Source organism: Mucilaginibacter sp. (assembly GCF_025362475.1).
Lineage (GTDB): Bacteria > Bacteroidota > Bacteroidia > Sphingobacteriales > Sphingobacteriaceae > Mucilaginibacter.
On sequence record NZ_JANYGH010000059.1, the window covers coordinates 14691 to 27745 of the forward strand.

A 13055-nucleotide genomic window follows, 5' to 3' on the forward strand; every position below is an offset into this window, starting at 1 on the left:
TTTTATGACACTGTGTTGAAAAAAACATAACGATTGTTAACATTAACTTAACATTGGCAGTCAGGCGATTACTTATCTTTGCCGCTAATTAACTAAAAGTATAATTAAAAAAACAATTTATGAGGAAGCCTTTACTTCTTTTATTATTATTAACGGGTTTATCATTCCTTTTCAGCAGGAATGCAGCCGCCCAGGGTGTTACCACCGCGAGCATCAACGGTATCGTTACCGATGCTAAAGGTGCTATCCCAGGTGCAACCGTTACTATCACACACGTGCCAACAGGTACCGTGTATGCAAGCGTTAGTCGCTCAGACGGTCGCTTTAACATCCCTAACTTAAGGGTAGGTGGACCTTACACCTTTAAAGTAACCTTTATTGGTTATAAGGATTTTGTTCAGGATAACATCACATTATCTATCGGCCAGGATCAAAGGATCGCTGCTGCGCTTGAAGATAATACTACTAATTTGTCTGAGGTTAAAGTAACAGCTTCCGGAAGCAAAGTGATCAACTCTTCACGTACCGGTGCCCGCGAAACCATCAGCCGTTCACAAATTGAAAATTTACCAACTGTAAACCGTTCATTAAGCGATTTTACCAAGTTAACTCCATCTGCAAACGGACTAAGCTTTGGTGGTCGTAGCAGTAACTTTAACAACATTACTGTTGATGGTGCATTGTTTAACAACTCATTTGGTTTGTCAGGTACTTTAGGTGGCCAGGCAAGTTCACAGCCAATTTCATTGGATGCGATTGACCAGATCCAGGTTGATATTGCTCCTTATGACGTTCGCCAGGGTAACTTTACCGGTGCGGGTGTTAATACAGTAGTAAAATCAGGTACCAACGAAGTAAAAGGTACTGTTTACTACTACGGTCGTGGTGTTAGGTTAACAGGTTACCATGCAGGTAATACAAATGTGCCTATCACTCCGTTTGATTACCATACTGTTGGTGCATCAATAGGAGGCCCTATTATCAAAAATAAATTGTTCTTATTCGTATCTGGCGAGCAGGAAAGAGTTAGCCAGCCACCTGCAACTGCATACGTGGCAGGTCGTCCAGGTTTAAGTGGTTCTAACGTATCGGCAGTTCAGTCAAGCACGTTAGAAGACATTAAAAATAAACTAAAAAGCTTTGGTTATGATCCGGGAGCTTATGAAAACTATGTTTACAGAACATCAAGCGATAAGTTAACCGCTAAATTAGACTGGAACATTGACAAGAACAATACTTTAAGCGCTAAGTATTTCTACTTAAAATCGTTTAAAGATCAGCCAGCCAGTAACTCTGGTATCAGCAATAGCGATGGTAAAACAAGTGTAGGTTACGGTACAACACGTGCTCCGGGCCCTAATACTTTACCTTTCTACGGTTCTGGTTATACCATCAACAATAACTTTAATATCGGAATTGTTGAGTTGAATACCCGCGTTACCAACGCAATGTCAAACAAGCTTACTGTAGGTTATTCAGCATTGAGAGATTACCGCGCCTTTTTAGGTAATGGATCTTTACCAATGGTTGATATTGGCAACGGTACTTCTGATGTAAATGGTAATGTTGTTACCGGCGCCAGCGCTACAGCAACAAGTTTTGGTTCTGAGCTTTATACTGCAGGTAACTTATTAAGTACCAACATTTGGCAATTTGCTGATGACTTTACCATATACGCAGGTAAACATGAGCTTACAATTGGTACAAGTAACCAAATTCAAAGCTATACCAATGGTTTTGCTCCTGATTATAATGGTTTATATACTTATAACTCAGCATCAGACTTTATCAATGATAAACCTGCCGCTGCTTATACTTTACGTTACCCTGCTACAGGTAGCTCATTACCATTAGCAAAAATAAAGGCTTCTATTTACAGCCTTTACATACAGGATAAATACCATGTTACTGATAACTTCAGGTTAACTTATGGTTTAAGGGCTGATTATGATGCTTTCCCTACATCGTTGGCTGCAAACAGCAATGCTGCTGCTTTAACTTTCCAGGGTGGTACTCATGTTGATGTTTCTAAATTACCTAAAAACAGAATACAGCTTTCTCCTCGTGTAGGCTTTAACTGGGATGTTAATGGTGATGGTTCTACACAGGTACGTGGTGGTTCTGGCTTATTTACAGGATCGGTACCGTTTGTATGGATATCTAACCAGGCTTCAAACAATGGTTTATTGTTTGGTTCACGCACAATCACAAAAGCTAATGATCCTACCAATTCGCAGTTAGTTTTTAACCCGAATGTTAATGCTAACCGTCCACAAAATGCAACTGCAAACACATCTTACGAGCTTGATGTTGCTGATCCAAATTTAAAATATCCAAAAATCTGGAGAACAAACCTTGCAGTTGATCAAAAATTGCCTGGCGGTATCATTGGAACTATCGAAGGTGCATATACCAAAGATATCCGTGCTATCTATCACCAGAATTTAGTATTGTCTGATGGCTTTAGCACTTTTGCTGGTCCAGAAGGTCAAATACGTTACGATGCTAAAAATACTACGCCTGCTGCTGCGGCTGCCACTGCTGCCAACCCATCAATTACAGGTTTGTATTATATGAAAAACACCAGCAAAGGATTTTCATACTTCGTAACCGGTCAGTTACAAAAAAGCTTCACAAATGGTTTTGCTGCCAGTGTTGCCTACACTTATACCAAATCAAAGGATGTTAATGACGGTGGTTCAACTGCCAGCACCATCTGGAGCACAAGGTATGTAGCCGGTAATCCTAATAGCGATAACCTTTCAAATAGTTCATACGTTCAGCCTAACAGGATCATTGCAACCGTATCATACCGCAAGCAATATGCTAAAAACCTGGCTACTACTGTAGGTTTGATATTTGAAGCTGCTAACAACGGAGCTATATCATACATTACTGCCAATGACCCTAACGGTGACGGTGCTACCAATGATTTGATGTTCATCCCTAAAAATCAGGGCGATATTATTTTAACCCAGGCACCTACAGCTCAAAATGGAACTGTAGATACACGTACGCCTGCTCAGATTTGGACTCAGTTAAATGGCTTTATTAACCAGGATAATTATCTTAGCCAGCACAGAGGTCAGTTTGCTCAAAGGAACGGCGCCATATTGCCTACCTACAAACGTCTTGATCTGCACTTTGCCCAGGATTTCTTTATCAAAACTGGTAAAGTAAAAAACACTCTGGAAGTTACTTTTGATGTAATCAACTTTACCAACCTGTTGAACAGAAATTGGGGTTTACAACAAGTTTCATACAGCGGGTTTAACAATGGTGCAACTACTGTGTTAAGGTATATGGGTAAAGATGCTGCTACCAATAAGGCAATTTATTCATTCCCTTATCTTGATGCAAATAACGCTATCCCTGTTACCAATTCATACAAAACGGATATCAGCCAGTTTTCTCGTTTCCAGGCTCAGATTGGTGTTAGATACATCTTCAACTAATCTTTCCTGATAGTATAAATTTAAAAGTCCCGGGCCATTTGGTCCGGGACTTTTTTTGTGCCCTGGTATTTGCTTTTGCTATTTTGCAGGATAAAATTACCGGAGTTTTGAAAATAGCGATAATGAAAAAAGGCCCTGAAATCAAGGCCTTTTTCTTATCTATATAGAAGGATCTAAAATTTATTCGTACTCAAAAACGCCAAACTCCGATGTGATGGTTACTTTTTTAGTTTCTGCCTTTTCAACACGCCCGATGATCTGCGCATCAACACCAAAGCTTTGAGATATTTTAATCAGATCTTCTGCTATTGCATCGGGTACATACAGCTCCATACGGTGCCCCATGTTAAATACCTTGTACATTTCCTGCCAGCTGGTTTTTGACTCCTCCTGGATAAGCTTAAACAGCGGTGGAACCGGGAACAGGTTATCTTTTATAATATGAAGTTCATCAATAAAATGTAGCACCTTAGTTTGCGCGCCGCCACTGCAATGTACCATGCCGTTTATCTGGCTGCGATATTTATCAAGCATCGCCTTAATGATAGGTGCATAAGTACGTGTAGCGCTTAAAACCAGTTTACCTGCGGTTATACTTTGGCCATTCCCGATGTCAACAAGATCCGTCAGGTTTTTACTGCCGCTAAAAATGAGATCATAAGGGATAGCCGCGTCATAACTCTCTGGGTATTTATCGGCAATGGTTTTATTGAACACATCATGGCGGGCAGATGTTAGTCCGTTTGAACCCATGCCGCCGTTATATTCTTTTTCATAAGTGGCTTGTCCGTATGAGGCCAGGCCAACTATAACGTTGCCAGGTTGGATGCGGTGATTAGAGATAACATCTTCACGCTTCATGCGGCAGGTTACCGTAGAGTCGACTATAATGGTGCGTACAAGGTCGCCAACATCGGCAGTTTCGCCCCCGGTTGAGTAAATGCCAATGCCGGCATCGCGCAGTTCGGTTAATATTTCTTCGGTGCCGTTAATGATGGCTGCAATCACATCACCCGGAATCAGGTTTTTGTTGCGGCCAATGGTTGATGATAGCAGGATATTATCAATAGCGCCTACGCAAAGCAGGTCGTCAAGATTCATGATGATGGCATCCTGGGCAATGCCGCGCCATACAGATATGTCGCCGGTTTCTTTCCAGTAAGTATACGCCAGTGACGATTTTGTGCCCGCACCGTCGGCATGCATAATATTGCAGTATTCCGCGTCGTTGGTTAAAATATCTGGTACTATTTTACAAAAGGCCTTTGGGAAAATGCCCTTATCAATGTTTTTAATGGCATTATGTACATCATCTTTTGAGGCGGATACACCTCTTTGATCATATCTTTGCGAAGAAATCATGGGCAAATATAAATTAATCGTACACGAATCTCAAATAAACAAATAAACACGAATTTTACGAATGGGAACGAATTGCCACCAATTTAAGAAATACGGGTTTTACAAATGGGTTGAAGTGTGGGGAATGTTTTTCAAAATGTATAACTTGCCATGTGCGGTGGAATTGGTGTTAATTCGACTTAATTCGTGAAATCTGTGTTGATATTAAAATCCATCTCCTATAAAATAAACCGCTGGCGCCTTAGGCGAAACAGCCAGCGTAACTTTTTAATTTATTGCAGTGTGTTTGTGGGCTTTTTTGGAGGCCTTGCAGCCATCGCGTTAAAGTTTCTGGTGCATTTTATGGAGGATGTGAGCCACAGCATCTCATCGCACCTGTATTATCATATCGCTTATGTGTTTTTGCCCGCACTGGGTATTTTTTTGGCCGTAGCCTGGCAGCATCTCATCAACCGCGATAAAATTCAAAAAGGCATAGGCAGTATTTTGGTCAATATTAAAAAGAACAGATCAAACATCAGGGTAAATAATATTTACTCGCATATAGTAACCAGTTCGTTAACCGTGGGCTTTGGTGGCTCGGCAGGTTTGGAAGCACCCATTGTGGCTACCGGTGCCGCCATAGGCTCCAATGTGGGCAAATTTTTTAAACTCAGTCCCTACGAAAAAACGGTATTACTGGCTGCAGGAGCGTCGGCTGGCATAGCGGCAGTATTCAACAGCCCTATAGCGGGGGTATTGTTCTCATTGGAGATATTAATAGGCGAGATAACCATACCTACATTTATACCTTTATTGATAGCATCAGCTACAGGTGTGGTGGTTTCTAAATTATTATATTCTGGTCAGCTTTTTCACCTGGTTACCGAGGGCTGGGTAGTTACTGCAATTCCTTTTTATATTTTGCTAGGCTTGTTTAGCGGATGGATGGCCTTATATATTAATAAGGTAGGCGGCAAACTGGAGGGCGGTATCCTGAAAAAACAAAACCGCTATGTGCGGGCACTTTTGGGCGGCTTGTTTTTAGGGGGTATTATTATGCTATTTCCGCAGCTTTTTGGCGAGGGTTACCATTACCTGCAGGAGATTTTGAATGGCAATATTGATGCCCTAAAAGATGAATCATTATTTGCTGACTGGCTTTCTCAGCCGATGCTCATGATCCTGTTTATCGCGTCGCTGGTGTTTATGAAAATCATAGCGGCAGGTATCACCTTAGGCTCGGGCGGTAATGGTGGTTCATTTGCGCCTACCATGTTCACCGGCGCGTTTTTAGGTTTGCTGGTGGCTTATAGTGTAAATGCAACAGGGCTTATTCATTTAAATACCAGTAATTTTATTGCTGTAGGTATGGCCGGGGCATTAAGCGGCGTACTGCACGCGCCCCTCACCGCCATATTTTTGATTGCCGAAATAACCGGGGGGTATGTTTTATTTATTCCGCTGATGATTGTATCCTCTATCTCCTACATTATATCGCGGTTGTCGTCGCCACATAATATATACTGGCAGCACCTTATTCATGAGCAAAACATTCATCCTGGACAGGATTATAGTATGCTGAATGCCATTACGCTTGATAGTGTTATCAATAGAAAATACACTGCGGTTGACAAGCAAACAACAGTTAATGATTTTTATAAGATTTTGGCGGTAACCGATGCCAATATTTTCCCCGTATTGAAAGATGATGGCCGGCTGGAAGGTGTAGTGCTGATTGATGACATTCGCCGCCGCCTGTTTAACCAGGAGATAGCCGATAATACCATTGCCGATATCATGATTGTACCGCCAACAATAATTGACTATGAGCAGCCAGCCAGCAGCGTAATGGAAACCTTTGATGCCATAGATGTATGGCAGCTTCCGGTAACAAAAGATAACTTGTTTATTGGCTTTATATCCAAGTCGGCCCTGTTAAGTAAGTATCGTGAGGCAATTATTGAGCAGCATAAGGCGAGTGATTTATTTGCATAAATTATACACTAATTTCACGAATAAAGACGAATGCCACTAAGCAGGTCGCCGAGGGGGCACACAGAGCAAACTTGAAAGCCTTACACATTGTAAGCGGTCTCTTGGTCCCTTTTCAAGGAGATGGTGAAGAGACAGAAAGGGGGCGAAACAAAAATGCCACTAACTCAACATTAGTGGCATTAGCAAATTGAATTAATTATATTACCGTTTTTGGTTCTTGCTTGAAGTTGTGGTGACTATTATGAATACCAGTAATGAGGTAATAACCATCATAGCGCCTACAATAGCAAAGGTTTTATCATGCGTTACGGGATGCATTCGTCTGTCTCCAAAATACATTGATATAGAAAGAAAACCTATAACTAAAACAAACAGACATAAAAATTTTATGATTTTCATTGCATTTTATTTCAATTCAATTTGCGGTTTTTAGTCCCTATTAATATGATTCGGGAAAATTTGTTTTTATTTCAATTCGTGAAGTTAGTGGAGTGATTATTTGATGAATAGCAACTCCCTAAACTTAGGCAGCGGCCACATGCCGTCATCAACTAATTGCTCCAGCTTATCAACCCGGTAACGGATTGGCGCGAAGAATGATTTTACCTTTTCATCGTAATCAATAGCACGCTGGCGGATATCTTCAATGATATTTGCTTTTTTGCGCTCTTCAACCATGTGATCAACATTGGTTTTAATAAAGTTCACATGCTCAGATATCTTATTGATAATGTCCATTTGAGCCTCATAAGTTGAGGGGGCCATGCCAAGGTCTTTTAGTCCTTTTACATTTTCAACCAGTTTGGTTTGATAAGCGATCGCCGCCGGGATGATCACGTTGAGTACCAGTTCACCCATTACGCGGGCTTCTATCTGTAGTTTTTTGTAGAAGCTATCTAATAATATCTCGTGGCGGGCATGAGCCTCACGTGGCGTAAATACGCCGGTTTCGGCAAACAGTACTTCCGCTTTTTCTGATAAAAATGCATCAAGCGCTTTCGGGGTAGTTTTTATATTGGCTAAGCCACGTTTTTCGGCTTCTTTTTCCCATTCATCGCTGTAACCATTGCCCTCAAAACGGATATTTTTTGATTCCTTGATGTATTTTTTAATAACGATTAATAAGGCAAGATCCTTCTTTTCGCCTTTTTTTATCAGCTTATCAACATCATATTTGAACTTTTTAAGCTGATCGGCCACAATAAGGTTCAAAATGGTCATTGGGCTGGCCGAATTGGCTGAAGAACCCACTGCCCTTAACTCAAACTTATTACCGGTGAAAGCAAAAGGCGATGTACGGTTACGGTCGGTATTATCAGGAAATATTTGTGGGATCTTGGGGATGCCCTGCCATAATAAATTATCCTCTTTTATTTTTTTGCTGATCCTGGAGGTTTCTATCTCATCCAGTACATCATTTAGCTGGCTGCCCAGGAAAATAGATATAATGGCAGGAGGGGCTTCATTAGCGCCAAGGCGGTGGTCATTATTCACCGATGCAATGGATGCCCTCAGGAGGTCGGCATGTTCATAAACCGCTTTTATGGTATTCACAAAAAACGTAAGGAACATGAGGTTGTTCTTTGGCGTTTTTCCTGGCGATAACAGGTTTTTACCGGTATTGGTAATCAGCGACCAGTTATTATGCTTGCCCGATCCGTTGATGCCGGCGTATGGCTTTTCGTGCAGTAACACCTTAAAGTTATGTCGCCTGGCTACGCGGTCCATCAAGTCCATTAGTAATTGGTTATGATCAATGGCCAGGTTTATTTCCTCATAAATAGGGGCGCATTCAAACTGTGACGGTGCAACCTCATTATGGCGTGTTTTTAATGGGATGCCCAATAATAGGGCTTCGGCTTCCATATCCTGCATGTAGGCATATACCCGGCCTGGTATCGCGCCAAAGTAATGATCTTCCAGCTGCTGGTTTTTGGCCGAGATATGACCAAAAAGGGTACGGCCGGTTAAATACATATCCGGGCGCGCATTAAATAAGGCGATATCAACTAAAAAATATTCCTGCTCTAAACCTAAAGAGGCATTTACCTTCTCAATTCCTTTATCAAAAAAGTGGCAAACATCCACCGCTGCTTTGTCTAAAACGTTCAAAGCCTTTAATAATGGTACTTTATAATCCAGCGCCTCGCCGGTGTATGATACAAATACGGTGGGTATACATAAAGTACGCGCCATTAAAAACGCGGGCGATGAAGGATCCCAGGCGGTATAGCCCCGGGCCTCAAAGGTATTGCGGATGCCGCCACTCGGGAAACTGGATGCATCCGGTTCCTGTTGAGATAAAGCATCGCCGCTAAAACGCTCAATTGCGCCGCCATCGGCAGTGGGTTCAAAAAAAGCGTCGTGTTTTTCGGCTGTTGTGCCGGTAAGTGGTTGAAACCAGTGTGTATAGTGTGTTGCTCCTTTGCCCAAAGCCCATGATTTCATGGCAGATGCTATTTGTTCTGCCAAATCACGTGGGATAGGTTCGCCTTTTTCAATAGAATTAACAATGCCCTGGTATGCTTCTGTTGAAAGGTATTCCTTCATTTTCTTTTTATCAAAAACATTGGCACCAAAATAATCAGAGATTTTTGCAGCAGGTGGTTTAACTTCAGGTATGGTTCTGCTCAGAACGTCCTGCAGTGCTTTAAATCGAATGTTAGACATAATTATATGCGGTTTAAAATAAAGGCAAAATCAAAAATAGAACTATCCTTTAAATAAGCATTAAAAATAATTGAAATATAATAGAGGGAAGTGATATACGGCAGCCTGATTTATAAATCATTTATATAATTGAAAGTTTATTTTTATTACATAATGCCATAAAACTTACCTTTTGCGTTAATTTTTTAACTATTTTTAACTAAAACAGGTAAAAAATGGAACTTTAAGATTTAAATCATCTTATTTTTTGTGTTATTTTCATTTAATGTGAATTTATTGCGTTTTGTAATTTGAAATTCATTAAAATTTAATCTGTTTTTAACTTTTGAATTATGATTTTTATAATTTTTACACTTTTTGTGATCTTTTTTTTGTCGAAAATTTGTTATTGTTAAAAATACTACCTAATTTCAGGAAATAATTTACAGAAACCCTATAAATATTATATTTTTTACAAAAGGAATGTAGATTTTATAGGTCAAAACCTAAAGAGTGTGTTTTTGAGAGTTAATTCTGGATAATTTATCCCTTGCAATCAAACAAATTAACAATACGACAATCAAACTAAAATTAAACTATTAAAAAACAATCAAACTAAATTAAAAAACAAATGAAAGTAAGTTCTACAAAATTAGACCTCCTAAGTTCAGTCCGGCAGCTGACACGAGAGAAATGGGCGCTGGGTGCTACCATTCTAACAGGAAAAATGATTGGCCTATTGCTGGTATTTGCAGCAATGATGGTTCTGCCAGGTGTATTTGGCACATCGGCACATGCTGCCGATACATACACCGCTCATGAAACCACGTTAATTAATACAGTTAACACGGTTTGGACGCTGGTTGCAGCCTTTTTAGTATTTGGTATGCAGGCTGGTTTCGTTATGCTTGAAGCAGGCTTTGCCCGCAAACGCGAAACGGTGAACGTTTTAATGGAGTGTATTTTTGATACTTGCCTTTGTGGTTTGTTATTTTATGCCATAGGTTATGCCTTTATGTTTGGTAATGGTAACGGTTTCATTGGCTGGGGTGGATTGGGTGCTGATGGTAAAACCATCACTAACTGGTTCTTCCTGCAAAACACACCTGATACTTACGGTTCAACAGGTATCCCTGTTTTGGCACACTGGATATTCCAGTACGCTTTTGCTGATACTTGCTCAACTATTGTTTCTGGTGCAATGATTGGTCGTACCAGCTTCCGTGGCGATATTTTGTACAGTATAGGTATTACAGGTTTTATTTACCCAATAATTGGTCACTGGGCCTGGGGACCGGATGGTTTCCTTGCAACAATGGGGACTTCAGGCTTCTTAGCTCACATCAGCGCTCAGCCTTTCCGTGATTTTGCAGGTTCAACAGTGGTACACACTATTGGTGGTGTAGCTTCATTGGCGGGTGCAATGGTATTAGGCCCACGGTTGGGTAGGATTTTTGCCCGTGATGATAAAGAAAAAGGTGGATTACCTGCAGGTCATAACTTATTGGTAGCTGCAGTGGGTGGTTTCATCCTGTGGTTTGGCTGGTACGGTTTTAACCCTGGTTCTACTTTATCTGCAATGGATATGCAGGGTATTGGCCGTGTTGCTGCCAACACTACGCTTGCTGCCTGCGCCGGTGGTTTCACTGCTATGCTTGCTGCTTTATGGTTTGGCCCAACCAAAGGTAAGTTTGATTTAGCTTTCACTATTAATGGTTTCCTTGCTGGTTTAGTTGCCATTACCTGCCCTTGCTACTGGGTAAGCCCGCTTGGTGCTATATTGCTTGGTGGTATATCTGGTTTCATTATTTTTGGTGGTGTTTATTTGATCGAATGGTTCCGTATCGACGATCCGGTTGGTGCAGTATCTGTACACGGTTTTAACGGTATCTGGGGTACATTATCATTAGGTTTATTTGCATCTGGCCAGTTTGGCGCTACAGGACCAACAGGAGCTGATAATTCAGCACCGGTTACAGGTTTATTTTACGGTGGCGGCTTTGGCGTACTTAAAGCACAAGCCATTGGTAGCTTTACCATTACAGCAGCTGTGTTTATAGTAACTTTTGCAATGATGTTTGTGATCAATAAATTAGGTCATCCATGGAAATTACGCATTGAAGAAGAAGGCGAAACAGGAGCCGGTGGTATCGATGTATTTGATCACGGTATTGAAGTTTACCCGGTTCAGGATGACGAGATCAGCTTGAGCGGCCTTTTTGATAAAGGTGTAAAATCCCCAACTACAGTATAATAAAATTCTATAATACCTTGTGCGGTTGGTTAAATCATTACCGACATCTGTTTTACCATCCGCACAGGTATTTTTCTTAATCTTTTAAATTTTAACCGCTTTACCTGAAGGCTATGTTGTGCATTAGCTTAATGGGGAAGCTTTATTCAACCCAAATCAAATTCAAATCAATTAAATCGTTATCATGAAAAAAACACTTTTACTTTTATCATTCTTAAGTATTGCCGCTTTTACGGTTAAAGCGCAGGACACGGTGAAGACCACTTCAGATGCTCCTTTGGTCATTTATGGCTCGGTAGATACTTATTACAAATATGATTTTGCAAAGCGTCCCAATATTCAAACTTCTTTTGCCTCAGATCAAAATTCAGTATCTATCGGTATGATTGATCTGGGCTTGAAGAAAAAAGTGGGTAAAGCATCTTTTGTTGGCGAAATGTCTTTTGGTCCGCGTGGCCAGGAGCAATCAATTCCTGATGCGCTTTATGGCTCTTTACCAGCAGGAACCTCCAGCTATCATATTCAAAATTTATATGTTTCATATGATGTAACTGCGAGCTTTAATTTAACCGCAGGTTATATGGCAACATTTGTTGGTTACGAAGTTATTAGCCCGGCAGCCAATTTTAACTATTCTACATCATATTTGTTTAGTGCCGGCCCGTTCCAAAATGCAGGCTTTAAGGCAACTTACGCTTTCTCTGATAAAGTTAGCTTGATGGCTGGTGTGTTTAACGATAACTGGAATACCTACAAATCAAATTCAGGTACTCCGGAAGTATCAACCTTTGGTGCGCAGTTATTTTTAGCCCCTGTTAAAGGGTGGACAGCTTATATTAACCTGGCAAGCGGTAAATATTCTGGTACTGTATTGGATTTAACTACAGCTTACCAAATAACTGATGCCTTTAAATTAGGCTTAAATGCTGCAAGAAAAACAGGTGCTGGCGCGTTAAATTATTATGGTTACGCGTTGTATCCGCAGTTGGCTGTTTCAAAAACAGTTACCTTTGGTTTAAGAGAAGAGTATTTTAAAGCAAAAGCAACAAACAGTGGTCCTGATATTGGTATTGCTCCGGGTAATTCAGTATTTGCTTCTACTTTAACTGCTAATATTAAAGCTGGTCCTTTAAATTTCATACCAGAATTTAGGTTGGATCACACCAAAAATATAGATGGATTTGTTAAAAGTGACGGTTTAACCGGTACTAAATCCGCTTCGCAATTTGTATTAGCGGCGGTATATTCTTTCTAAAATTTACGTAAAGCAATATTTTTAGAAAAGCCTCCCGATAGCCGGGAGGCTTTTTATCTTTATAGCAAAAGCTGCATGCCCGGGTTAAATTTGGCGCAGCTGT

General features: G+C 40.7%; 7 protein-coding genes. 4 read left to right on the forward strand and 3 right to left on the reverse strand.

What is annotated here, in order from left to right; all coding sequences use genetic code 11:
• The first annotated feature begins 119 nt into the window (after window positions 1–119).
• Complete coding sequence (locus Q0R88_RS20590; protein ID WP_295719848.1) at window positions 120–3455, forward strand: carboxypeptidase regulatory-like domain-containing protein; 3336 nt, start codon at window positions 120–122, stop codon at window positions 3453–3455.
• Window positions 3456–3635: 180 nt separating this feature from the next.
• On the opposite strand, the gene Q0R88_RS20595 is transcribed toward Q0R88_RS20590, so the two are convergent.
• Complete coding sequence (locus Q0R88_RS20595; RefSeq protein ID WP_295719851.1) at window positions 3636–4817, reverse strand: AIR synthase related protein; 1182 nt, start codon at window positions 4815–4817, stop codon at window positions 3636–3638.
• Window positions 4818–5012: 195 nt separating this feature from the next.
• Here Q0R88_RS20595 and Q0R88_RS20600 point away from each other — a divergent pair, with 195 nt between their 5' ends.
• Window positions 5013–6794, forward strand: coding sequence for a chloride channel protein (locus Q0R88_RS20600; RefSeq protein WP_295719854.1), 1782 nt, complete (start codon window positions 5013–5015; stop codon window positions 6792–6794).
• 201 nt (window positions 6795–6995) lie between these two features.
• Here the strand turns inward: Q0R88_RS20600 and Q0R88_RS20605 are convergent, their stop codons facing one another.
• Together Q0R88_RS20605 and Q0R88_RS20610 are read right to left on the reverse strand one after the other, a co-directional pair.
• Window positions 6996–7193, reverse strand: a complete 198-nt coding sequence (locus Q0R88_RS20605; protein WP_295719856.1) for a hypothetical protein — start codon at window positions 7191–7193, stop codon at window positions 6996–6998.
• Between the two features lie 96 nt (window positions 7194–7289).
• A complete protein-coding gene (locus Q0R88_RS20610; protein ID WP_295719858.1) occupies window positions 7290–9464 on the reverse strand; it encodes a glutamine synthetase III in 2175 nt (724 codons plus the stop codon).
• 610 nt (window positions 9465–10074) lie between these two features.
• On the opposite strand from Q0R88_RS20610, the gene Q0R88_RS20615 reads away from it, so the two are divergent.
• Both Q0R88_RS20615 and Q0R88_RS20620 read left to right on the forward strand, forming a co-directional pair.
• Window positions 10075–11697, forward strand: a complete 1623-nt coding sequence (locus tag Q0R88_RS20615) for an ammonium transporter (protein WP_295719860.1) — start codon at window positions 10075–10077, stop codon at window positions 11695–11697.
• Window positions 11698–11881: 184 nt separating this feature from the next.
• The gene (locus Q0R88_RS20620) at window positions 11882–12952 is read left to right on the forward strand and encodes a porin (RefSeq protein ID WP_295719863.1); all 1071 of its coding nucleotides are present in this window, start codon (window positions 11882–11884) and stop codon (window positions 12950–12952) included.
• Window positions 12953–13055: the final 103 nt, after the last annotated feature.